Origin of the sequence: Gordonia sesuvii (assembly GCF_036350415.1) — a bacterium.
Taxonomy (GTDB): domain Bacteria; phylum Actinomycetota; class Actinomycetes; order Mycobacteriales; family Mycobacteriaceae; genus Gordonia; species Gordonia sesuvii.
In genome coordinates this window covers 133,964-157,728 of record NZ_JAZDUF010000004.1, presented here as the reverse complement: position 1 = coordinate 157,728, position 23,765 = coordinate 133,964, and the positions used below count along the sequence as shown (strand labels likewise).

20 protein-coding genes are annotated in these 23,765 nt (G+C 67.2%); 12 read left to right on the top strand and 8 right to left on the bottom strand.

Features of this window, described 5'->3' with window-relative positions; translation table 11 throughout:
• Positions 1-95 precede the first annotated feature (95 nt).
• From VZC37_RS14520 to VZC37_RS14505, 4 genes are all read left to right on the top strand, one after another.
• A complete protein-coding gene (locus VZC37_RS14520) occupies positions 96-311 on the top strand; it encodes a DUF4244 domain-containing protein (RefSeq protein WP_330433741.1) in 216 nt (71 codons plus the stop codon).
• Between the two features lie 20 nt (positions 312-331).
• Positions 332-763, top strand: a complete 432-nt coding sequence (locus VZC37_RS14515; protein ID WP_330433288.1) for a TadE family type IV pilus minor pilin — start codon at positions 332-334, stop codon at positions 761-763.
• Positions 763-1,122 (top strand): Rv3654c family TadE-like protein, encoded by a 360-nt coding sequence (locus tag VZC37_RS14510; protein ID WP_330433287.1) that lies wholly within the window; start codon positions 763-765, stop codon positions 1,120-1,122. Before VZC37_RS14515 ends, VZC37_RS14510 begins: the two co-directional genes overlap by 1 nt.
• Before the next feature lie 147 nt (positions 1,123-1,269).
• Positions 1,270-2,319: a TIGR03857 family LLM class F420-dependent oxidoreductase gene (locus VZC37_RS14505; RefSeq protein ID WP_330433286.1), complete on the top strand. Its 1,050-nt coding sequence runs from the start codon at positions 1,270-1,272 to the stop codon at positions 2,317-2,319.
• 29 nt (positions 2,320-2,348) lie between these two features.
• Here the strand turns inward: VZC37_RS14505 and VZC37_RS14500 are convergent, their stop codons facing one another.
• Both VZC37_RS14500 and VZC37_RS14495 read right to left on the bottom strand, forming a co-directional pair.
• Positions 2,349-2,894 carry a hypothetical protein gene (locus VZC37_RS14500; protein ID WP_330433285.1) on the bottom strand — a complete coding sequence of 182 codons (546 nt, stop codon included), beginning with the start codon at positions 2,892-2,894 and terminating at the stop codon, positions 2,349-2,351.
• A complete protein-coding gene (locus tag VZC37_RS14495; protein ID WP_330433284.1) occupies positions 2,887-5,250 on the bottom strand; it encodes a DEAD/DEAH box helicase in 2,364 nt (787 codons plus the stop codon). Before VZC37_RS14495 ends, VZC37_RS14500 begins: the two co-directional genes overlap by 8 nt.
• A gap of 339 nt (positions 5,251-5,589) precedes the next feature.
• On the opposite strand from VZC37_RS14495, the gene VZC37_RS14490 reads away from it, so the two are divergent.
• The 3 genes from VZC37_RS14490 to topA all read left to right on the top strand — a co-directional run bounded on the left by VZC37_RS14490 (position 5,590) and on the right by topA (position 9,749).
• Positions 5,590-5,793, top strand: a complete 204-nt coding sequence (locus VZC37_RS14490; RefSeq protein ID WP_004022110.1) for a cold-shock protein — start codon at positions 5,590-5,592, stop codon at positions 5,791-5,793.
• A 158-nt stretch (positions 5,794-5,951) separates the two neighbouring features.
• Positions 5,952-6,539: a hypothetical protein gene (locus tag VZC37_RS14485; protein WP_330433283.1), complete on the top strand. Its 588-nt coding sequence runs from the start codon at positions 5,952-5,954 to the stop codon at positions 6,537-6,539.
• A 204-nt stretch (positions 6,540-6,743) separates the two neighbouring features.
• The gene (gene topA / locus VZC37_RS14480; RefSeq protein WP_330433282.1) at positions 6,744-9,749 is read left to right on the top strand and encodes a type I DNA topoisomerase; all 3,006 of its coding nucleotides are present in this window, start codon (positions 6,744-6,746) and stop codon (positions 9,747-9,749) included.
• Between the two features lie 219 nt (positions 9,750-9,968).
• Here topA and VZC37_RS14475 read toward each other — a convergent pair whose 3' ends face one another.
• Positions 9,969-12,314, bottom strand: a complete 2,346-nt coding sequence (locus VZC37_RS14475; protein WP_330433281.1) for an arylsulfatase — start codon at positions 12,312-12,314, stop codon at positions 9,969-9,971.
• Positions 12,315-12,407: 93 nt separating this feature from the next.
• Positions 12,408-13,865, bottom strand: coding sequence for an adenylate/guanylate cyclase domain-containing protein (locus VZC37_RS14470; RefSeq protein ID WP_330433739.1), 1,458 nt, complete (start codon positions 13,863-13,865; stop codon positions 12,408-12,410).
• 171 nt (positions 13,866-14,036) lie between these two features.
• Here VZC37_RS14470 and VZC37_RS14465 point away from each other — a divergent pair, with 171 nt between their 5' ends.
• The gene (locus tag VZC37_RS14465) at positions 14,037-15,332 is read left to right on the top strand and encodes a DNA polymerase III subunit delta' (protein ID WP_330433280.1); all 1,296 of its coding nucleotides are present in this window, start codon (positions 14,037-14,039) and stop codon (positions 15,330-15,332) included.
• Between the two features lie 305 nt (positions 15,333-15,637).
• Here VZC37_RS14465 and VZC37_RS14460 read toward each other — a convergent pair whose 3' ends face one another.
• Positions 15,638-17,275, bottom strand: coding sequence for an acyl-CoA synthetase (locus VZC37_RS14460; RefSeq protein ID WP_330433279.1), 1,638 nt, complete (start codon positions 17,273-17,275; stop codon positions 15,638-15,640).
• Positions 17,276-17,470: 195 nt separating this feature from the next.
• Between VZC37_RS14460 and VZC37_RS14455 the strand changes: the two genes are divergently transcribed.
• The 4 genes from VZC37_RS14455 to VZC37_RS14440 are packed head-to-tail and all read left to right on the top strand — an operon-like array spanning position 17,471 to position 20,995.
• On the top strand, positions 17,471-18,310 hold the full coding sequence (locus VZC37_RS14455) for an ABC transporter ATP-binding protein (protein ID WP_330433278.1): 840 nt from the start codon (positions 17,471-17,473) through the stop codon (positions 18,308-18,310).
• Positions 18,303-19,079 (top strand): ABC transporter permease, encoded by a 777-nt coding sequence (locus VZC37_RS14450; protein ID WP_330433277.1) that lies wholly within the window; start codon positions 18,303-18,305, stop codon positions 19,077-19,079. Before VZC37_RS14455 ends, VZC37_RS14450 begins: the two co-directional genes overlap by 8 nt.
• Positions 19,076-19,873 (top strand): ABC transporter permease, encoded by a 798-nt coding sequence (locus VZC37_RS14445; protein ID WP_330433276.1) that lies wholly within the window; start codon positions 19,076-19,078, stop codon positions 19,871-19,873. Before VZC37_RS14450 ends, VZC37_RS14445 begins: the two co-directional genes overlap by 4 nt.
• 39 nt (positions 19,874-19,912) lie before the next feature.
• Positions 19,913-20,995, top strand: coding sequence for an ABC transporter substrate-binding protein (locus VZC37_RS14440; RefSeq protein WP_330433275.1), 1,083 nt, complete (start codon positions 19,913-19,915; stop codon positions 20,993-20,995).
• Here VZC37_RS14440 and VZC37_RS14435 read toward each other — a convergent pair.
• From VZC37_RS14435 to VZC37_RS14425, 3 genes are all read right to left on the bottom strand, one after another.
• Complete coding sequence (locus VZC37_RS14435; RefSeq protein ID WP_330433274.1) at positions 20,985-21,908, bottom strand: LysR family transcriptional regulator; 924 nt, start codon at positions 21,906-21,908, stop codon at positions 20,985-20,987. The genes VZC37_RS14440 and VZC37_RS14435 overlap by 11 nt on opposite strands.
• Before the next feature lie 5 nt (positions 21,909-21,913).
• Positions 21,914-22,135 carry a hypothetical protein gene (locus VZC37_RS14430; protein ID WP_330433273.1) on the bottom strand — a complete coding sequence of 74 codons (222 nt, stop codon included), beginning with the start codon at positions 22,133-22,135 and terminating at the stop codon, positions 21,914-21,916.
• A gap of 204 nt (positions 22,136-22,339) precedes the next feature.
• Positions 22,340-23,740 carry an FAD-binding oxidoreductase gene (locus tag VZC37_RS14425; RefSeq protein ID WP_330433272.1) on the bottom strand — a complete coding sequence of 467 codons (1,401 nt, stop codon included), beginning with the start codon at positions 23,738-23,740 and terminating at the stop codon, positions 22,340-22,342.
• Between the last annotated feature and the right edge of the window lie 25 nt (positions 23,741-23,765).

The following is a 23,765-nucleotide window of genomic DNA, read 5'->3' as shown; positions in this document are numbered from 1 at the left end:
ACAGCCGATTTCCACGAGGATGGATCCGAATCGGCCGCTGATGCGTCTAAGAACCAGAGGACGCAGCGGGCGTCCGGAGGAGGTCAGAACTCATGATGTACACCGTGTTTCGCCGACCGGTCGAGCGGGCGTCGGCAGAACTTCTGCGGCTGATGACCGACGACGAGGGGATGAGTACCGCCGAATATGCCATCGGCACAATAGCTGCCGCCGCATTCGGCGCGATCCTCTACACGGTCGTGACCGGCGACAACATCGTCAGTGGCCTCACCGGGATCATCGGCAAAGCACTCAACACGTCGGTGGGCTGAGATCGATCACGGGGGGCGACATGCGACGAGTCATCGCCGATATCAAGCGATCCTGTCGGGACGACCGCGGAATGGTCACCGTCGAGGGCGCCTACTCGATCGCGGCCATCGTCACCACCGTCGTCATCGGAGTGGGTGCGGTCGCGGGAACGACCGTTCAGGTTCGCTGTACTGATGCCGCCCGGGAGGCTGCGAGGCTCGCGGCCATCGGCGATGCCTCGGCGGTGCAGGTGGCCACTCGGATCGCGGGCTCCGACGCGCGGATCAGTCTGCAGGACAATGGGTCACAGGTGATATCCGAGGTTCGGGACGACGTTCCGCTGCTGCCTGCGATCGAACTGTCTGCGCGCGCCGTGGCGGCGAAGGAGCCGGATAGCGAACCCACGGGGGACGGTGTGGCGACGGACGACGTTGCGGGTGACGGCGAGGTCGAGTCCGAGGAACCGCCCTGATGCGACGATGGTGCGACGACCGGGGTTTCGCAACGGTTCTCGGCGCCTTCGCCATCGCGGCGGTCACGGCGATCGCGGTGGCGGTGCTGTACGTCGGGGGTGCCGTGGTGGCACGCCATCGCGCACAATCGGCGGCGGACCTGGCCGCGTTGGCGGCAGCCCGGCAGCATGTGATGGCCGAGTCCGATCCGTGCGTGGCGGCGCGGGTGATCGCCGACGCCCAACGCGTCGGAGCGCGGATCGAGCACTGCCGTGTCGACGGAATCGACGTGGTGGTCGTTGTCGCGGTGCAGGTGCACCTGGGCCCGTTCGGGGTCCGCGATGCCCGGGCGTCGGCGCGGGCGGGTCCGGTGCAGTGAACGAGGCCCGCTCGGCGAGCCCCGTCCGCCGAGCCCCGTCCGTCGCACTCTTGTCCGCCGCCCGCTCGACATCTACCGTTCGTGATCAGCAGAGATTTCGCAACCGCTCGACGCGGAATCGTCCGTAGTGCAGAACAGGGGTGTGGCGTGGCAGAGGCTCGATCGCTGGACGAACTCGGGTACTACCTGTTGGCGGGTGCGGGCGGCGACGGGCCGGCGTCCCTCGTCGAGGAGACCCGGCAGGGGGAGTCTCTCGGCCTGGGGACCGCGTTCATCTCCGAACGATGGAACGTCAAGGAGGCGGCGTCGCTCACCGGTGCCGCGTGCGCGGTGAGCGAGCGGATGCAGATCGCGACGGCGGCAACCAACCACAACACCCGTCACCCCCTGATCACCGCATCGTGGGCGACCACCATGCACCGGCTGTCCGGCGGCCGGTTCACGCTCGGGCTCGGCCGTGGCATCGCGGCGATGTACCAGGCCTTCGGCGTGCCCGCCGTCACCACCGCACAGATGGAGGACTTCGCGCAGGTCATGCGCCGGCTGTGGCGCGGCGAGATGATCTTCGGTCATGACGGTCCGATCGGCACGTACGACCTGCTGTACCTGGACTCGGATTTCGACGAGGACATCCGGTTGGCGCTGGTGGCGTTCGGCCCGCAGACACTCGCACTCGGAGGTCGGCGGTTCGATGACGTCATCCTGCACACGTTCTTCACACCCGAGACCGTCCGGCGCAGCGTGGCGACCGTCAAGCGGGCGGCCGAGGAGGCGGGCCGCGACCCCGACCAGGTGCGGGTCTGGTCGTGCTTCGCGACGGTCGGTGATCACCTGCCGGAGGAACTGCGGTTGAAGAAGACCGTGGGGCGGCTGGCCACGTATCTGCAGGGATACGGCGACTTGTTGGTCCGCACCAACGACTGGGATCCGGCCGTGCTCAAGCGGTTCCGGGACGACCCGGTGGTCACGTCGGTGCCCGGCGGCATCGACCACAAGGCCACGGCGGAGCAGATCGAACACATCGCCGGTCTCATCCCCGACGAGTGGCTGGAACCCGCCGCGACCGGCTCACCCGACAGGTGTGCCGAACGCATCCGCGGCGAGTTCGACCACGGCGCCGACGCGGTGATCATGCACGGCGCCACCCCCGCCGAACTCGAGCCCGTGGTGACCGCCTACCGCAGCCAGAACGGCTGACGCCTGCCACAGCAGTCAGTTGTCGGCAGTCAGTTGTCGGGGTCGACCACGATCCGCTGGGGGAACACGCGCCGGGACTGCAGCGGCGAGAACCAGATGTGGCCGAAGTCGACGCCGTCGTCGCCGAGGTAGGCCAACTCGAAGGGCGCCGCCGTCGGCCCGGTCGGCATGTAGCGGGTGGCCGTCCGGACGAACGCGGTCCAGTGGATCAGTTCGCCCTCGGTGAGAAAGCCGCCACCGACCGCCCGACGACCACCGAGCGGATCGGATGACGCCAGGTACACCTGGCCGAGTCCCGGCGTCACCTGCGGTCCGATCATCGCGCTCTGGAGATACCACTGCGCACCACGCACGGCCTCGGCGTGATAGCCGCCGCGTTGCGCCGCGCACCACGCGTAGTGCAGGTCGAGGGCGTCCATCGCGGTCGCGCCGTCGAAGAACACGTCCTGCTCCCCGATGGTGGCCGGCAGGTCGTCGGCGTTCTGGGTCGGACGTGCGAGCAGGAACCACGCGGGGCGCACGGAGGTGATCGTGTGCCCGAAGGCCGCGTCGCCGTCTGCGCGGTCGTCAGTCATCTTCCGAGTATCGCCGACCGAGTAACCCGAGAACCCGGATCGCCCCATCTTTGTCGAGCGGATCGTTACCGTTACCGCACTTCGGAGACTGCACACAGGACGGACAGCCACTCTCGCACCGGCAGCTCGCCACCGCGTCGCGGGTGGCGGCGACCCAGGTTCCGAATGTGGCGAATCCCCGGTCGGCGAACCCGGCGCCACCCATGTAGCCGTCGTAGACGAACACCGTCGGGAGTCCGGTGTCGGGGTGCTGGTTGGTCGAGAGCCCGCCGATGTCCCAGCGATCGCACGACGCGACCAACGGCAGCAGTCCGATCATGGCGTGCTCCGCGGCGTGCAGTGCACCGGGGAAGTCGCCGATCGTGACCCCGGCATCCTCCAACGACTCCGGGGTGAGGGTGTACATCACCGCGCGGGTGCTCAGCGTCTGCGGCGGCATGTCGAGTTCCACCGCATCGAGCACCTCCCCGGAGAGCATCGTCCGCAGGTACCCGATGACCTGATGGGTCACGTCCACGTCCACCAGGGACACGGTCAGGTCGCCGTGCTCACTGCGCGCCACCACGTCGGTGATCGCGATGTCGGTGAGTTCCCGAGCCGACGTCGTCCAATCGGGTTCCTCCGGATGGGCAAGGGCCAGACCGTCGGTCAGGTCGAGCTCGTCGACGACATAGGAGTCGCCCTGATGGATGTGCAACGCACCCGGGTGCACCGTCGACATGGCCCGTCCGGAATCGACGGTGCCGAGCAGCTGCGACGTCGTGCTGTCGACGATGAGCACCTGACCGCCGATGCCGCCACGGATGTCGATGTCGGCGTGCGGTTCGATACCGGCCGCCACATACCAGCCGGCCTTGCGCTTCTTGAGCATGCCCGCCGCCGTCAGCTCCGCAACCGCCTCGGCGGCATCCCACGCCTCGATCTCACTCTCGCGCAACGGGTACTCCGCCGCGGCGCACAGGAGATGCGGCTTGAGGATGTACGGGTTGGTCGGATCGGTCACCGTCGCCTCGACCGGACGACCGAGCAGCGCCTCGGGATGATGCACCAGATAGGTGTCGAGCGGATCGTCGCGCGCGACGAGCACCACCAACGAATCCCCCGACGTCCGTTGACGTCCTGCTCGTCCGGCCTGCTGCCAGAACGATGCGACGGTCCCGGGGTACCCGCCGACGATGACCGCGTCGAGCCCGCTGATGTCGACGCCGAGTTCCAGCGCGTTGGTCGTCGCGACGCCGACCAGGTCGCCGTCGGAGATCGCCTTCTCCAGGCGACGACGGTCGTCGGCGAGGTACCCGGCACGGTAGGCAGCCACCCGGTCGACGAGCTCGGGTGCCGTCTGCGCCAACAACTGCCGGGCCTGCCGGGCGGTCAGCTCCACGCCGCGACGACTTCGCTGGAAGCACAGGGTGCGTGCCCCATCGACCACGAAATCGGCGAGCAGACGCGCCGATTCGGCGCCCGCCGACCGGCGTATCGGTGCCCCGTTCTCACCGGTCACCGCCGGCAGGAAGTCGGGCTCCCAGAGGGCCACCGTCCGCTCACCCCGGGGCGAACAGTCCTCGGTGACCGCGACCGCGGGCTCCCCGATCAGCCGGGTGAGGGCCTCGGCCGGCGCCGCCATCGTCGCGCTCGTACCGATCACCACGGGATTCCCGCCCGCCGAGCGCGCGATGCGCAGCAGTCGGCGTAGCACGAGCGCGGTGTGTGAGCCGAACACCCCGCGGTAGTGGTGGGCCTCGTCGACGACGATGTAGCGCAGATGACGAAAGAAATGCCGCCAGCGCGCATGGCCGGACAGGATGCCGATGTGGAGCATGTCCGGGTTGGTGAAGATCCACCGCGAGTGGGCGCGGGCCCACTGTCGGATCTCCACATCCGTGTCGCCGTCGTACGCGCACGGTTGCAAATGGGTGAACTGCCGTTGAACACCTGCCGCGGTGTCCGGGGGCCCCGCGGGTGATGCGCTGAGTACCGATGCGACCGAACGGATCTGGTCGGCCCCGAGGGCCTTCGTCGGCGAAAGATACAACGCCGTCGAATTCGGATCCTTCAACAGCGTGGTCAAAATGGGTATTTGATACGCCAGGGATTTTCCGGAGGCGGTTCCGGTGCAGAGGGCGACGTGTTGTCCGTCGAATGCCAGTTGGGCCGCATCGACTTGATGCGCCCACGGCTTGTCGATTCCCGAATCCTCGAAGGCCGCCACCAGTTCCGGCGGCATCCACGACGGCCAATCCGCGAAAGTCGCTGTCCGTGAGTCGATCACGGACATGTGTGTGAGGGGTGATGTGGTCGGGTCGGTCCCTGCCATGCTGCGTCGGAGCAGCTCGGACCCGAAGGTGATTTTCTGCATTTCGGTAAGTCAATCGTTGCGCGCCGGTCGGCGGCGTAGGTCTCGATGTTACTGCCGGATGTCGGGGCGGGGAAAATCACGTCCTTTTACAACCACGTTGGTTGGGGTGACTATCGCGCGGGCCCCGAACGTGATTGACTATTGGACGGTCGCAGCTTTCGTGAGCCGCCGGGACCCCGGTGATCTCCCGAGATCGTGTTGTGGCCGTGGTACTGAGGCTGGTTTGCGGGGGCTCCTGTTGGAAACTCACCGCCGAGAACGAGGTATGGCGGTCGGAACCGACCACGACACGAGACCGTCGTGTCGCGTCTGTTGGAATGTCAGTAAAGGATTGCAGTAATGGCACAGGGAACTGTGAAGTGGTTCAACGCGGAAAAGGGCTTCGGCTTCATCGCGCCTGATGAGGGGTCCGACGACGTGTTCGTCCACTACTCCGAGATCCAGGGGTCGGGCTTCCGCACCCTCGAGGAGAACCAGCGCGTCGAGTTCGAGGTCGGCCAGGGAACCAAGGGCCCGCAGGCCACTGGCGTTCGCGCCGTCTAGGAGTCGGCTCCTGCAAGCTGCGAAGCACGCTTGAGCGAAGTTGCTCCCGGTCACCACAGCGGTGACCGGGAGTAACTTTTTTGGCTGAGTACTTTTGGCCGGGACACTAGGGTTCTGTGTACCGCCGCGCGCGGGGAGGTACACAGTAACCTCGGTGTGTGGGCCAGTTGTCGTTTTTCTCGGCACAGATCGACCAACCCGCGTACGACGATCTCTCCGGGCTGTTGGCCGCCCACGGCCAGGCATCCCGCTCAGATTCCGGTACGCGGGTCTCAGTGGTCGTGACCGAGGTGTGGCGCGCCGAGGCCCTCGTGGACGAGATCACGGCCACCGGCGCCGCCGCCGAGGTCGTGTTCACCGACGAGGGCAACCCGATCGCGCGGACCACGCACAGCCACGAGCTCGACGACCTGCACCGACGCTGGTCGTCGGGAGCCGTGAAGTCCATGCCCACCGGCTGGGTGCCGTCACCCCGGGCGCTACGCCTGTGGACGATCGCGGCCGGTGAGCGTGACGGTGACCGGTTCCTGCTGGGCCTCGACCCGCACGCCCCCGACACTCATCCGGCGCTGGCGACGGCGTTGATGCGGGTGGGTGTGGCGCCCACGCTGGTCGGCACGCACGGGCGCGCGCACGCCCTGCGCATCGCGGGCAAGCGGCGGCTCACTCATCTGCTGGAGTACATCGGGGAGCCGCCCGCCACATCCGAAGCGGCTGCGCATTGGCCGGCGGTCGTCGGATTCTGAGCCGTTTGGTCAGGACCACGACGCACCCCGCTGACCTGGGATTTTCTGACTTCTTATGATCAATTTGTCACACTGGCCCTTTGCGAAGGGAATCTGAGTGTGCAGACGACGCTATATATAAGGTACAAACCTCATCGAGCGCCGTACGTTCGACGAGGCCGTTCCCTTCTACGACGCAAGAGCGAAGCACAGTAAGGACGCCCGGTGGCCGATACCAGCACCGCAACTCCCAGCACGGGGAGATCGACCCGGCGACTCGTCATCGTCGAGTCGCCGACCAAGGCCCGCAAGATCGCGGGGTACCTCGGGGCGAACTACGTGGTGGAGTCCTCCCGTGGCCACATCCGTGACCTGCCGCGCGGCGCGGCCGACGTGCCCGCGAAGTACAAGGGTCAGCCGTGGGCCCGTCTGGGCGTCAACGTCGACGACAACTTCGAGCCGCTCTACGTGGTGTCGGCGGACAAGAAGTCCACGGTCACCGAGCTCAGGTCGCTGATGAAGGATGTCGACGAGCTCTACCTCGCCACCGACGGTGACCGCGAGGGGGAGGCGATCGCCTGGCACCTGCTGGAAACCCTGAAGCCGAAGATCCCGGTCAAGCGGATGGTGTTCCACGAGATCACCGAGTCGGCCATTCAGGCCGCCGCCGAGAACCCCCGCGACCTCGACATCGACCTGGTGGACGCGCAGGAGACCCGCCGCATCCTCGACCGCCTCTACGGCTACGAGGTGTCGCCGGTGCTGTGGAAGAAGGTCATGCCGAAGCTGTCGGCGGGCCGAGTGCAGTCGGTCGCCACCCGCATCATCGTGGACCGCGAGCGCGAGCGGATGGCGTTCGTCTCCGCCGAGTACTGGGACATCGCCGCCACCATGGATGCCGGCGCCGACAGCGACTCGACCCCGCGGACCTTCTCGTCCCGCCTGGTGTCCGTGGACGACGCCAAGGTCGCCACGGGCCGCGACTTCGACGCCCGGGGCGTGCTGAAGAAGGCCGACGGGGTGCTCGTCCTCGACGGTGAGCGTGCCACGAGCCTGGCCACCGCCCTCGACGGGGCTGATATGACCGTCACGTCGGTGGAGGAGAAGCCGTACACCCGGCGCCCGTACGCCCCGTTCATGACGTCGACGCTGCAGCAGGAGGCCGGCCGCAAGCTGCGCTTCTCGTCGGACCGCACCATGCGCATCGCGCAGCGGCTCTACGAGAACGGCTACATCACCTACATGCGTACCGACTCGACGTCGCTGTCCGAGTCGGCCATCAACGCCGCCCGCAGCCAGGCTCGGGAGCTGTACGGCGAGTCGTTCGTCCATCCGACTCCGCGTCAGTACAACCGCAAGGTGAAGAACGCCCAGGAGGCGCACGAGGCGATCCGTCCCGCGGGCGAGACGTTCCGCACCCCGGGCCAGGTCGGCGGCCAGCTGGAGGCCGACGAGTTCCGGCTGTACGAGCTGATCTGGCAGCGCACCGTGGCATCGCAGATGGCCGACGCCAAGGGCACCACGATGAGCCTGCGGATCACCGGGACCGCCACATCCGGTGAACGCTGCACGTTCGCCGCGTCGGGTCGCACCATCACGTTCCCCGGCTTCCTGTCGGCGTATGTGGAGACCGTCGACGAACTGGCCGGCGGTCAGGCCGACGATGCCGAGAACCGCTTGCCCAACCTGACCGAGGGCCAGCGCCTCACCGCGACCGAACTCGACGCCGACGGTCACTCGACGAACCCGCCGGCGCGGTTCACCGAGGCGTCGTTGGTCAAGGTGCTCGAAGAACTCGGCATCGGCCGACCGTCGACCTACGCGTCGATCATCGGCACCATCCAGGACCGCGGGTACGTGGTGAAGAAGGGCAACGCGCTGGTCCCGTCGTGGATCGCGTTCGCCGTCGTCGGGTTGCTGGAGGCCTACTTCCAGAGCCTTGTCGACTACGACTTCACCGCCACCCTGGAAGACGACCTCGATCAGATCGCCACCGGGCAGGCCAATCGCACCCGGTGGCTGAGTGACTTCTACTTCGGGGACACCGCGGCCGACGCCGAGAGCGTCAAGTCGGAGATCGCCAAGTTCGGTGGCCTCAAGAAGCTCGTCGGCGTGAACCTCGAGGAAATCGATGCGCGCGAGGTCAATTCGATCCGGCTGTTCGACGACGAGGAAGGCCGCCCGGTCTTCGTGCGTGTCGGGCGCTACGGGCCGTACCTCGAACGCAACGTCGCCGGGCCGGACGCCGAACCGGATCTCAAGCGCGCCAACCTGCCGGCCGACATCACCCCCGACGAACTCACCCTGGCGGTCGCGGAGAAGCTGTTCGCCACCCCGCAGGAAGGTCGTTCGCTCGGCAACGATCCGGTCAGCGGCAACGAGATCGTCGCCAAGGAAGGACGATTCGGCCCGTACGTCACCGAGATCCTGCCGTCTGACGACGACGATGACGACGGCAAGGCTCCGGCGACGGTGCCGGCAGGCCCCACGCCACGCGACGGTGGTGGCGCCGGCAGTGGCGGCGACGGCGATGTCGTGCCCCTCGACGACGCCGAAAGCGGCGGCACGGCAACGAAAACCGCGGCCAAGAAGGCCGCAGCCAAGAAGACCGCGAAGAAGGCGGCCAAGAAGGCCGGCCCGAAGCCGCGTACCGGGTCGCTGTTCAAGTCCATGGACATCTCGACCGTCACCCTCGACGACGCGCTCAAGCTGCTGTCGCTGCCGCGTGTGGTCGGCGTCGACCCGGAGTCCGGCGACGAGATCACTGCGCAGAACGGTCGCTACGGCCCATACCTGAAGAAGGGCACCGACTCTCGCTCGCTGACCAGTGAGGATCAGATCTTCGGCATCACCCTCGAGGAGGCACTGAAGATCTATTCAGAGCCCAAGCGACGGGGTCGGCAGGCGGCCGCGCCGCCGCTGCGTGAGCTCGGCAAGAACGATCAGGTGTCGGACAAGCCGATGGTCATCAAGGACGGCCGCTTCGGGCCCTACGTGACCGACGGCGAGACCAACGCCAGCCTCCGCAAGGGCGACGAGGTCGCCTCCATCACCCCGGAGCGGGCGATGGAACTGCTGGCGGATCGTCGTGCTCGCGGCCCGGCCAAGAAGTCGGCGAAGAAAGCCGCCAAGAAGGCCCCGGCCAAGAAGGCTGCCAAGAAGACCGCCGCCAAGAAGGCGACGGCGAAAAAGGCTGCGGCAAAGAAGAGTACGGCGAAGAAGTCGGAGTGATCTCGATACGCCTCGGGCTCGCTGTCGTTCGCACGTGGCTACTCGATCAACGGGTGGGGGGCGACCCTTCCCGCCGGTTGAGTAGCCCGGAGCGCTAGCGGAGGGCGTATCGAAACCTGCATCCGATCAACGGGTGGGGGGGGGGTGCTCCTTCCCGCCGGTTGAGTAGCCCGGAGCGCTAGCGGAGGGCGTATCGAAACCCCGTGTGCTGCAACATTCTCACGCCCCCGCAGGAACCACGTACCCGATGTGCACCCGATCGATCGTGCCGTCGAACGCGAAGGGCATCTTGTCGACGTAGGCACGCGACACCGCACCGCCGTAGGCCCGGCCGATGTCGAGGCAGTCGTTGGCGCTGAACAGCAGTGCGGCACTGACCGGTACGGTCCCCGAGGCCACGTCGGTGCCGTCCACCCGGATGGTCACCGCGAGCGGCCCGCCCGGCCTCGCCTCGACATACGTTGTCGCGACCTCCACGGTGTGCTCACCGGCCGCGAGCGGTGTGTCCGCGACGATCCTGGTCCGCTGGATGAGAAACAGGTTGTATTCGTAGGTCAGCACACCATCGAGCACGAAACACGTGAGCCCGCCCCCGGCGCCGCCGAGTTTGTAGAGCACACCGCTCGCGCCATCCCCGACGGTGAGGTCGATGCGGACCGTGTTCGGGCGATTGCCGAGCGAGGGTGCGCAGAACTCCGGTACCCGCACCGTGTCGCCGCTCATCTCCCATTCCGAATACGGTGGGGTGATTCGTTGATCGGGGTGGGTGAGCACCCACAGGCCGCCGCCGATCGGCAGGGCGTCGTTGCGCGCCGCCTCGATCGCGAACAGCTCCTTGAGTTCGGCGAGCTTCTCCGGGTTCTGCTCGGCGATATCGTGGGCCTGGCTCCAGTCCTCGTCGAGATGGTAGAGCTCCCACCGGTCCTGATCCGGTGTCCAGGTGGTGATCCCGGGAGGCGAACCCGGCACCCAGGGAAGCCGCGGCCCGAGGGCCGACGCCATCCACCCGTCGGCGTAGATGGAACGACTCCCCATCACCTCGAAGTACTGCGTGCGGCGCGGTTCGGCCGCCGACTTGTCGTCGATCGCGTAGGCGAAACTCGTGCCGTCGATCGGATCCTGGGGGATGCCGTTGACCGTGTCGGGGTGCGAGATGCCCAGGATCTCGTAGATCGTCGGCGCGAGGTCCACGACGTGGGTGAAGTGCGTGCGCGGATCGGGATCCGCGTCGATCCGGCCCGGCCACTGGAGGACCATCGGATTGCGCGTTCCGCCGAGATGGGACGCAAGCAACTTCATACCCTGATACGGGGACGAACCGGCCCACGCCCACGCAGCGTGATACTGGTTGTCCGTCGCCGGGGAGCCGAGCACATCCAGCCCGCCGAGTTCGTCGAGTGCGGCGATGTGCTGGTCGACGGTGCTGGGGATCTGGTTCTGCGCCAGCAATTCGCTGATGGTCCCGTTCTGGCCTTCCCCCGACGAACCGTTGTCACCCCAGATGTAGACGACGACGGTGTCGTCGCTGTAGCCGAGCCGTTCCAGCTCGTCGAGCAGGCGGCCCGCCTGGACGTCGGCATGTTCGCCGAAGCCGGCGGCCACCTCCATCAGCCTGCGCTGGAACGGCTTCTGGTGCTCAGGGATCTCGTCCCATCCGGCCAGGCTCTCCGGGCGGGGCGTCAGTTCGGTGTCCTGCGGCACCCACCCGGCGGCCTTCGCGCCGTCCAGCGCTTCCTCGCGGTAGACGTCCCACCCGTCGTCGAACGTGCCGGCGTACTTGTCGGCCCACTCCTTCATGATGTGGTGCGGGCCGTGCAGACAACCTGTGGCCCAATACATGAAGAACGGCTTGTCCGGTGACAACGCCTTGTGATCACGCAGCCAGCCGATCGCGTCGTCGGCGATGTCCTCGCTGAGGTGATACCCCTCCTCCGGCGACTTCGGCGGCAGTACCGAGGTGGTGTTGCGGACCAGGTTCGGCTCGTACTGGGAGGCCTCGCCGGCGAGGAAGCCGTAGAAGTATTCGAAGCCGACGCCGGTGGGCCAGTTGTCGTAGGGGCCGGCCTTGGTCGTCTCCTCGGCGGGCGTGTTGTGCCATTTGCCCCAGGCGGCTGTCGCGTACCCGTAGTTGCGGAGCACCTCGGGCATCGTCGCGCTGCTCTTCGGGATGCGGCCCGAGTACCCGTCCCAGTCGTTGGCCAGCTCAGCGATCTGACCGTTGCCGACGCGATGGTGGTTGCGGCCGGTGAGCAGGGATGCCCGGGTGGGTGAACACATCGCCGTCGTGTGGAAGCGGTTGAACCCGATCCCGTTCTCCCGCACACGATCCAGGGTGTCGGTTTGGATCTTGCCGCCGAAGGTCGACGGCAGCGCCGGACCGGCGTCGTCGATCAGGATCACCAGGACGTTCGGTGCGTTCTCGGGGAGATGGCGTTCCGGGGGCTTCGGCGAGTAGGTGGACTCCTGCATCGTCCGCCCGGCGATGCTGCCCGACTGCTTGGGTGGGAACGGCAGAGTCCGGGTGGGCGGAAGGGGGCTTCCGATGACCGAATTCCTGTCGCCCATGGCTTCCTCGATCCCGTCGTCGTTACCGGTGACGCCCCGAAGCTATCGGTCGCCGACGAGCCGGGGCATCACCCAGATCGTGTGATCGCCCCGTCAGACACCCATCGGCTCGAGAAGCGGCCGTGCGAGCAGGGTCTCGATTCCCCGACCGCGCAGCTCCACACCCTCGCCGATCTCCCAGTGCTCCGCCTCGGTTTGGGAGGCGAGGAACACCGCACGCGCCGAGCCCAGGACGCGGGTCGGTTCGTCCTTGGCGAGTTCGGTGAGCCGCGCGGCCTCGTTCACGGGATCGCCGATGACGGTGTACTCCAGGCGCTGTTCGGAGCCGATGTGGCCGGCGATCGCCTTGCCCGCCGACACGCCGATCCCGATGTCTGTGTCGCCGAGGGTTTGATACAGCTCCGTGCGCAGCTCCCGGGCCGATGCGAGCGCCCGGCCGGCGAAGTCGTCGAGGTCCAGCGGGGCGCCGAAGATCGCCAGCGCCGCGTCACCCTGGAACTTGTTGACGAACCCGCCATGGCGTCCGACCACGGCCACCACCACCCGGAAGAACTCGTTGAGCAGTTCCACCACCTCGCGCGGCGGCCGGTTCACCGCCAGTCGGGTGGAGCCGACGATGTCGACGAACAGCACCCCGACGTAGCGTTCCTCGCCGCCGAGTTCGGTGCCGGTCTCGATGGCCCGGCGCGCGACGTCCTCGCCGACGTACCGGCCGAACAAGTTGCGCAGGTCCTGTCGTTCTCGCAGATCGGCGACCATGTCGTTGAAGCCGGCCTGCAGCAGGCCGAGGTCGCTGCCGTCGTAGATCTTGACGGCCACGTTGAGGTTGCCGGCACTGACCTCGCTCTGCGCTTTCCGCAACTGCTTGATCGGGTCGTTGATCGCAGCGACCACGCGCACGATGGCGATGACGCTGAATGCCAGCGCCGCGCCCGACATCCAGAGGATCGGGCGCTGCAATCCCTCCGGGTCCGTCTCGATCCAGCCCAGCCGCTGCAAGAAAATGAGTCCGATGATGACCGCCAGCGGAGCGACCACGCTGACCACCCAGAACACCGCGATGCGGGCGGTGACGCTCGGGGCCACTGCCGCGTCGGGTTCGTTGGCCATCGCCGCGACGGTGATGGGCCGCAGCACTTTCTCGGCCTGCAGGTAGGAGAGCACACAGGTCACCAGCGCGCCGACCGCGCTGGCCATGGCCACGATGAACGCATTCTTGTGTGAGACGGAGAAGTTCACCATCGTGAACAACACGCCGCCGACAGTCCACAGCCCCAGGTTCACCACCGACAACACCAGTGGGAGCTTCAACGCGCGGCGGCGCGCGTTCTCGTTGTCCAGCCGCGTTCGTCGCCGGTGCCAGACGAGGACCGGCAGGGAGAGCTGGATACTGAGGAAACCACCGACCAGCATCGCGCCGACCAGATAGATCGCGAAGATCGCCTGGTTCAACGCTGTGATCTCGTCGAGGCTGATGGAATCCTCGAGCGGCATACCGAACCGGAGGAACGCGAAGGTGAACAGCGCGCCGACGACGTTCGCGCGGAGCATGTCGAGGGCAAGGATCGGCCACGGTGTGTGCACCAGCCATCGGCCCAGGTGCAGGGCCTTTGACCACCGGGACCGACGTTCAATCACGTAACAACGGTAGCTGGCTGCTTGCAGTTGTTACACACGCGGCGGTCCGCCGGTGGTGTCTGAACTGCGCATTACGCTGGCGGTGTGACAAATGTCTTCGATCGTTTGACCGGGCAGGCGGCGGTCGCCGACGAATTGCGTGCGGCGGCGCGTGCTGCCCGCGGTGTCGCGGCACGCCTCGACGAGGGCGCGGCGGGCGCGACCTCGCTGTTCGCCGGGGCCGACGAGACCGGGCCTGACCAGTTCGAGGGCGCCCTGCGTGCCTCGATGACGCATGCCTGGTTGTTCACCGGACCTCCCGGCAGTGGGCGTTCGGTGGCCGCCACATGCTTTGCCGCCGGACTGCAATGTCAGTCCGACGACGAGATCGGCTGCGGGGAGTGCCGTGCCTGCGTGACGGTGATGGCGCAGACGCACGCCGATGTGCGTCACGTCGTGCCGCAGGGGCTGAGTCTGTCGGTGCTGGAGGCCCGCGACGTGGTGCAGGCGGCCGCGCGCAGGCCGGGTACCGGGCGGTGGCAGATCGTCATCGTCGAAGACGCCGACCGGCTCACCGAGCAGGCTGCCAACGCGTTGCTGAAAGCGGTCGAGGAGCCGCCGTCGCGCACTGTGTTCCTGCTGTGCGCGCCGTCGGTCGATCCCGAGGACATCTCGGTGACACTCCGCTCCCGTTGCCGGCACATCGCGCTCGCCACGCCCGCGGTCGCCGACATTGAACGCGTGCTCATTGAGCGCGACGGCATCGACCCGGAGCGAGCGGCCTGGGCGGCCGGTGTGTGCGGCGGACATGTGGGCCGGGCCAAGCGACTGGCCACCGACGACGAGGCACGTGCCCAGCGCGAGAAAGCCCTCGGTCTGGCACGGGCCGCGACCCGCGACTCCACCGCCTATGCGGCGGCCGAGGCATTGGTGCGGTCGGCCGAGGACGCGGCCAAGGCGATCAGCGCAGAGCTCGACGAGGCCGAGACCGAGGAGATGAAGACCGCCCTCGGCGCGGGCGGCACCGGCAAGGGCACCGCACGCGCGCCGCGCGGCACGGCCGGGGCGTTGAAGGAACTGGAGAAGCGGCAGAAATCCCGGGCCACCCGCGTCTCGCGGGACATGCTCGACCGCGCGCTGGTCGATCTGGCCGCATTGTTCCGGGACGCGCTGGTTCTCGCGGTGGGTGCGCAGGTGACCGCGATGCATCCCGACAAGACCGACGACATCGCCGTGCCGATGGCCGCCTACGCCGCCCCCGAACAACTGTTGCGTTGTGTCGAAGCGGTGCTCGAATGCCGCACCGCGCTGGATGTGAACGTGAAGCCCAAGTTCGCCGTCGATGCGATGGTCGCGACCATCGGGTTGGCGATGAACGACCGGCGCGTCACCGCTCGCTGAGGAGCCCCGCAACCCCCGCTCCGTGAGGAGTCCCGCAACCCCCGCTCCGTGAGAAGCCCCGCAACCCCCCCGCTTCCTGAGGAGCCCCGCAACCCCCCCGCTCCCTGAGGAGCCCCGGAGCTTGCGGAGGGGCGTCACGAAGGGGCATCCCAGGCGGCCCTTCGTGACGCTCGGCTAGCGCCTCGCTCCTCAGGGATCGGGGGCGGCTAGCGCCTCGCTCCTCAGGGACCGGGGCGGTTACCACTGCTCCTCAGGGACCGGACCGGGGGTCGCTCGCAAGCTCGCTCCTCCGGGGCCGGGCGACCTCAGGTGAGCGGTCCCGTCGGCAACAGGCGGCGCACCAGCTTGCCGGTGGGGTTGCGGGGGAGGTCGTCGACGAAGACGACGTCGCGGGGCACCTTGTAGCGCGCGAGGTTCGTCTTCACGTGCTGCTTGAGGTCCTCGATCTGCGGGTCGGCGCCCTCGCTACGGACAATGAAAGCCCTTAGGCGCGTGCCGAATTCGTCGTCCTCGACGCCCACCACGGCGACGTCGGCGACATGCGGGTGTTCGGCGAGCAGGTTCTCCACCTCGAGGGGGTACACGTTCTCCCCACCGGACACGATCATGTCGTCGTCGCGGCCCTCGATGAACATCAGGCCGCTCTCGTCGAATCGGGCCATGTCGCCGGTGGACATGTAGCCGTCGATCACCTGCTTCTGGCGGCCGTCGGTGTAGCCCTCGAACGGTGCGCCGTTCTTGACGAACAGTCGCCCACGGACGCCGTTCTCCGTGATGCGCTGGTCCTTGTCGTCGAACAGGGCGAGGTGACTGCTCACGGGTGCTCGACCGACGGTGCCGGGTGCCTGCCGCAACTCGCTCGGGGTCGCCACCGACGCCACCGCCACCTCGGTGGAGCCGTACAGGTTGTAGAGCACGTCACCGAAGGCGTCTTGGACCGCCTCGGACAACGTCGGCGACAACGCCGATCCCGCGATCACGATGATCTTCAGCGACGACAGGTCGTACTTCTTGATCACGTCGGGCCCGAGCGCAACCATCCGGTGCAGCATGGTCGGGACCGCGACGAGCATGTCGGCACGGTTGTCGGCGATCGCAGCGAGGGTCTTCTCCGCGTCGAAACGACGCATCAGCACCGATTTGTTGCCCAGCGCGGTGCCCACACCCCACAACGCGAAACCGGTGGAGTGGAACACCGGCGAGACGATCACCATCGTGCCGCGCTCCGGGATCGGGATGCGGTCGAGAAGCAGGGCACTGGTGAACGGTGAGACCTTGCCGCGCTGCGCACCCTTCGGCAGACCGGTGGTGCCGCTGGTGAGGATCACCAGCCCGGCCCAGCTCTCCGGTTCCGGCGGCGTGCTGGTGTCGCCGTTGGTCACCACGTCGTCGAGCACCTTCACGCCCTCGGGTACCGGACGTTGTCCATCGACCCACGACAGATACCGGGGCAGGCCGGTGGGCAGTCCGTCGACGATGTCGGCGAACTCCTCGTCGTAGAGCATCGCCGCGATCTTCTCGCGCGCAGCCACTTCCGTGAACTGGGTCTGGCCGAACCCGGTGTTCATCATCGCCAGTCGCAGGCCGGCCCGCCCGGCGCCGTTGAGGGCCGTGATGAGTCCGCGGTGATCGCGGGCCAGCACGCCGATGACGCTGCCCGGGGCGACTCCCGCCGCGAGCAGTTCGTTCGCCAATGCGTTGGACTGCTGGTCGAGTTCGGCGAAGGTGAGGGTTCCGCGCTCGTCGGTCAGGGCCGGTGCGTCGGGGTACTCGTCGGCTCCGTGCATCACGATGGCTGCCGGTGCACCCACCGTCTCGTTGCGCTTGACGGCCTTCACGACCTCGCGCGGCTTCTTGAAGTCCAGCGCACCCGCGCGTTGCAGGACACGCATGGCACCGAACGTGTCCGAGAGTGTCTGTAGATGGTCGCGGATCGATGCCATTGCCGGCTGCCTCCTGTTGTATCTGTCACACACCACGTGCTCTGGCTGCCACTCTAGGCGGACTGACACACGGTGTGTTCAGATTGGTCCGGGCGGGTCGCCGGACCGACCGTCCGTCGAACAATCCTTCGGGTGCGGTCACTGATAATTCAGCGGTAATCAGCAAGCAACACCTGGCTCCTAACGTCACGCTTCATGAGTGCAGCCGATTCGCGGCCACCGGGGACCGGCATCGACATCTCCGGTCTGACCAAGACCTTCTCCACCCGATCGATACGCGGTGGATCGTCGGTGACCGCACTGGACGACGTCACCATCGCGACATCCGAGGGCGCGTTCCTGTCGCTGCTCGGTCCGTCGGGTTGCGGCAAGTCGACGGTGCTGCGGATTCTCGCGGGGCTCGACGAGCCGACGTCGGGGACCGCGCTGATGAATGGGCAGTCCCCGTCGGAACTGCAGGGCGATCATCAGCTCGGGATCGCTTTCCAGGATTCGGCACTGCTGCCGTGGCGGTCGGTGGAGGCCAACATCAAGCTGCCGTTGCAGGTCGGCGGGATGCCTGCCGACGACGACCTGGTCGGCGACCTCATCGAACTCGTCGGCCTGTCCGGGTTCGAGAAGTCGAAGCCCGCCACGCTGTCCGGCGGTATGCGGCAACGTGTCTCGATCGCACGGGCGCTGGTGGTGAAACCGACCGCGTTGCTGCTCGACGAACCCTTCGGCGCCCTCGACGACATGACGCGGCAAAGACTCAACGTCGAACTGCTGCGTATCTGGACCGAGAAACCGGCGACGACGCTGATGGTGACCCACGGCATCGCGGAGGCGGTGTTCCTGTCCGACGTCGTCGCGGTGATGAGCCCGCGGCCCGGCAAGGTCGTCGAGATGGTGACGATCGATCTGCCGCGTCCCCGGGTGCCCGACATGATGCGCACCCCGGAGTTCCACGCCATCCACGATCACCTGTCCGGGCTGCTGTTCGGCACCAACGCCGACGACGGTCCCCGACAGCCCGCCGAGGCCACACGTGGCTGACCTCGGCGGCGCCAACCGCTGGTACGCCGGGCTCATCGGCATCGCCGCACTGATCGGTCTGTGGTGGCTCGCCGGTGCGCTCGAATGGTTCAGTGGAACCATTCCCACTCCGGGAGCGGTCATCTCGACCATCGCCGACACCGGCACCGCGTTCTACATCGACAACTTCTCGTCCACGGTCGAACTGGCACTGCGCGGCTTTCTCTGGGGCAACGGCTTGGCCATCGCGTTGGCCGTGCTCGTCGTGCTGATCCCGCCGATTGAAGGGCTCGCCACCCAGCTGGCCATCATCTCCTACTGCACTCCGATCATCGCGGTCGCGCCGATCATCCAGGTGGCGTTCGCCGAGGTGCAGACGATGATCGTGTTCCTCGCGGCGATCTCGGTGTTCTTCACCACGATGATCGGCACCCTGAGCGGGCTGCGGTCGCCGCATCAGGGCAGCCTCGACCTGGTCAAGGTGTACGGCGGGGGCCGGTTCGCGCAGCTGTGGCGGGTCCGGTCGGTGTCAGCGTTGCCCAACACCCTTGCCGCAGTGAAGATCGCGGCACCCGCGGCGGTGCTCGGAGCGGTCCTGGGCGAGTTCCTCGCGATGCCCGATACGGGCGCCGGACCGGCGATGATCGTTGCCCAGCAACGCGGCGACATCCCCGAGGTCTGGGCGATCGCGTTGATCAGCGGTGCGATCGCCGGCGTCGGCTACGCGGTGATCAGTGTCGTGGCTCGCTTCGCGACGCGGTGGTCGTCGGGGCTGGCGGTGTTGCGATGACCGCGGCCGGATTGTGGAGCATCGGCCGGTTCCTCGGGTCGTTGCTGTTGTCGTTCGTTCTGATCCTGGTGATCTGGTGGCTGTTCCTGCTCGCCTTCCCCGACATCGGGCCCATCATCGGCCGCACCCCGGTCGATGTGTTCGGGTACCTGTTCACCGACCCGGACGCCGCCGCGTCACGCGCGGAGATCCTCGACAATCTCTGGATCACGTTGACCGACGCGGCGATCGGGTTCGTCGTCGGTATGACCGCGGCCGTCGCGACGGCCGCGCTGTTCGTGCTGTCGCGTCCCGCCGCGCAGACGTTCATGCCGATCGCGATGCTGCTGCGGTCGGTGCCCCTGGTGGCGATGACACCGCTCATCACGCTCATCGTCGGACGCGGTGTGGCCGTGGTGGCGGTGATGGGTGGCATCGTCGTGTTCTTCCCCGCCCTGGTGATGATCATGACCGGACTCGCCAACGCGCCCAGGCAGATCAACGACGTCATCACCGTGTACGGCGGGTCGAAGATGACCGCGCTGCGGATGGCAGCGATTCCGGCGGCGGTGCCGTCACTGTTCAGCGCGGCGAAGGTGTCCGTTCCGGGCGCGATCGTCGGCGCCACGGTCGCGGAATGGCTCGGCACCAACGAAGGGCTGGGAGCCACACTGCAGCAGGCACTTCCGGCCGCCGCCTACGACGAGCTGTGGGCGTCGGTGCTGGTGATCACCGTCGCCTCGATCGTGGTCTACGCGTTCGTCGGTGTCGCCGAAACCATCGTGCTCGCCCGAATGGGCATGCAGCAGAACTGATCTTCCGGATCGGATTCCGGGGGGAGAGAAAGGGAACACATGAGCAACTCGATGCGCCGCGCCACATTCGACCGGCGGTCCTTCCTGCGGTACTCACTGACGGCCGGGGGCGCGATCGGAGCGCTCGGTGCCACCGGGGCGCTCGCGGCGTGCAGCAGCGGCAACGGCGAGTCCGGGGGGTCGGGCGCGTCGTCGATGAATCCGAAGGTGCAGCTTTCCTGGCAGAAGAACATCGAATTCGCCGGCGAATACTGGGCAATCGAGAACGGATACTACGAGGCGGAAGGCCTCGGGACACCGGAACTGCTGACCGGGGGCGGCGCCGGGACCGGCGTGGAAACCGGCCTGACGTCGAACAAGGTGTGGATCGGTATGACCGCCCCGCAGCTCACCGCGCCGGTGATCCTGCAGGGTGCCGCGCTGATGACGGTGGCGGCGACATTTCAGAAGAACCCTTTCTGCATCGTGTCGTCGGCGGAACGGCCGATCCGGACGCCACAGGAGATGGCCGGGCGAAAGATCGGCGTCCAGGCATCCAACGAGAACGTCTTCAAGGCGTTGCTCACCGCCAACAACATGGCCGAGTCCGACGTCGAGAAGATCACCGTGCAATACGATCCGACGCCGTTGACCACCGGCGACGTCGACGGCTGGGTCAGCTACGTGACCAACGAGCCGATCATGTTGCGGTTGAACGGCTTCGAGAACGCCAACTTCCTGTTCGCCGACTTCAACCTCCCGCTGGTCGCCGAGACCCTCGTGGTGCGCCAGGAAACCATCGACAACGAACGCGACAAGGTGAAGGCCTTCCTCAAGGCCGACATCCAGGGCTGGTACGACGCTGTCGCCGATCCGGCGGGATCGGCACGGCTGGCGGTCACCAAGTACGGCGCCGACCTCGGGCTCGAAGAGGCCGAGCAGACCGAGGAGGCCATCGCGCAGAACGGGCTCGTCGTGTCGGAAGAGACGGATGCCAACGGGCTGCTCACGATGTCCGACGCACTCATCGAGGAGAACATCATCGCGCTCGAGAAGGCCGGCTACTCGATCAAGCCGGAGCAGATCTTCGACATGTCGCTGATCGAAGAGGTGTACGCCGAGAACCCTGATCTCAAGCGCTGAGATCGGTTGTGCTGCGACCGGTCTGACGGGCGATGTCGAGCAGGTCACGCGCCGGCCCGCGCAGCCGGATGTTCGACGACCACACGGCGCGCAATGGCCGGATCATCCGCAGGCCGGTCACATCCACCCGCACCAGGCGGCCCGCTTCGATGTCGTCGTCGACCGACAGGCGGGACAACACCGCCACCCCCGACGACGTCAGGACCGACGATCGGATCGCGGTCACCGACCGTAGCTCGATGAGCGGCTCGGTCGGGGTCGCACCCGAATCGGCCAGTGCGGCTTCGTAGGTGACGCGTGTTCCGGACCCGGGTTCGCGCTGGATGAGTGGTGTCGCGGCCAGTTCGTCGACCGTGACCGTGCGTTCCTGCGCCCACGCATGGCCCGGCGCGACGACCACGACCAGTTCGTCGCGGGCCACCACCGCACCGTCGAGATCCCCTGTCGAGCCCGGGCTCTCGATGAATCCGAGGTCTGCATCACCGTGATGGACGGTGTCGACTACCTCGGCGGAGTTCATTGGGCGCACCGAGATTCGTACGTCGCTGTGATGGGTGAGTGTCGTGATCCAGCGCGGGACCAGGTATTCGGCGACCGTCTTGGACGCCGCCACCACCAGGGTGGCATGGCGCGCGTCGACCAGGGAGTCGACGCCGGCCATGAACTGCGCTGCGCGTTCCACCAGAGCGTTGGCCCATTCGAGCACGGCCATCCCGTTGGCGGTGACGTCGACCCCGCCGGCCGAGCGGATGAAGATCTCCACGCCGAGTTCGCGTTCGACACTGCGCACCCGCGCGCTGACGGCCTGCTGACTGATGCCGAGATCTCGGGCGGCCGCACCCATGCTGCCGAGACGGGCGACGGTGACGACGATGTCGAGTGCCGCGATGTCGGGCAGGCGGCGGGCGACCACGCGATCTACTCCTCGACCGGGGTCCCGCCGCCCTCGGTGTCGTCGGAGGGGGTCTCGTCGGTGGTGTCGTCGGTGTCGGGTCCGGGGTCGCTCTGCTCGTCGGACGTCTCGTCCTCCTCGCGCAGCGGATCGTAGCCGTCGACACCCTCGAGAACCGTCAGCTCCTGGTCGATCGCGGCGGAGACTGCCTTGGCTTCTTCCTTGATCTTGTTGATGAAGTCGGACATCGTCTTCTCCTCTGCTGCCGGTGGCAACGCCGCGGACCGGTGACCCTCCTTCCACTATAGGAGGCGGTGCCGCAGCCCCGGGGGAGTGAGTGTCTGACCCTTCGTGACACCCCTCCGCTAGCGCTCCGGGGTTCCTCAGGGATCAGATAGGAACCGGTCCCTGAGGAGCGAGCTTGCGAGCGTCACGAAGGGCCAGATAGGCGGTCACCCAGGCGCGATGTTCTGGTTGAGCCGGAACAGGTTGGTGGGGTCGTAGCGGTGTTTGACCTGCGCGAGGCGCTCATAGTTGCCGCGATAGGCGGCCCGGACACGCTCGTCACCCTCGTCCATCATCATGTTGACGTAGCCGCCACCGGCGGAAGTGGGATGCAACTGCTCCCAGTACTCGCGGGCCCACGCCGAGATTCTCGGCAGATTGGCCGGCGACGGATCGATCCCGGCGATCACCCCGTTCCATCCTCCGCGCCGATAGGCGAACGCGGTCGCGTCCTCGGGGACCCGGGCGGCCGCTCCACTGATGGGGTACAGGTGCATGGTCGACAGAGGCGTCGGGATGTCCTCGCCGAACCGCCGGTGCACGGCGATCGCGTCGTCGGTGATCTCCTCGTAGATGTCGGCCTTCCAGTACCACTGCAGGCCGGACGGCAGCAGCCCGTCGAAGGCCTGCTGCAACATGCGGTAGGGCATCGGCGCCACACCCGACAGCAACGGCGATCCGAACTCGCGGACCGGCCTCAGGATCTCGTCGGCATCCGCGCGTGATCCCGAATAGCACCAGACGATCCCGCAGACCCGACGCCGCCAGAGCTCCTCGGGAAACGGTGCCGCCGACGGGACCTCGAGCACGCCGATCCAGCCGTTGAGTTCGTCGGGCAGCGACGGGAGGATCTCGCGGTACCAGCCGAACACCTCGTCGGCATCGGCGATGTCGTAGAGCACCGGCCCGCCGATGATCTCACCGTCGTCACCCATGCGGTGGCAACGGAACGTGAACGAAGTGACCACCCCGAAATTGCCGCCGCCCCCACGCAGGGCCCAGAACAGATCGGGATGCGATCCGCTGCTCGCCCGGACGAACGTCCCGTCGGCGAGGACCACGTCAGCCGACAGCAAGTTGTCGATGGTAAGTCCGAAATGTCTTGTGAGATAGCCGGTGCCACCTCCCAGAGTGAGTCCGGCCACGCCCGTGGTGGAGACGAATCCCGACGGGGTCGCCATCCCGAACGTGCCCGTGGCGTGGTCGACATCGCCCCAGGTGCATCCGGCGTCGACCTGTACGGTCGCTGCCACCGGGTCGACTGTGGTCGATCGGCGATCCCGGAAGTCGATGACCAGGGCGTCGTCGGCGACGCCGAAACCTGCTCCGTGATGGCCGCCGCCGCGGACTGCGAGCGGCATCGCGTGGCGGCGGGCGAAGTCGACGCACGTGATCACGTCAGCGACGTCGGCGATCCGGACGACTGCGGTGGGATGCCGGTCGATGGCGCCGTTGTACACCTTGCGGACGTCGTCGTAGTCGGTATCGCCGGGACCGATCACCGGACCTCGGACGGCCGCGCGTAGTTCGTCGGCGACGGTGCCGCCACCTAGTTCGACTGTGGACATGATCGGCTCCTTCTCTGGGGTGCCC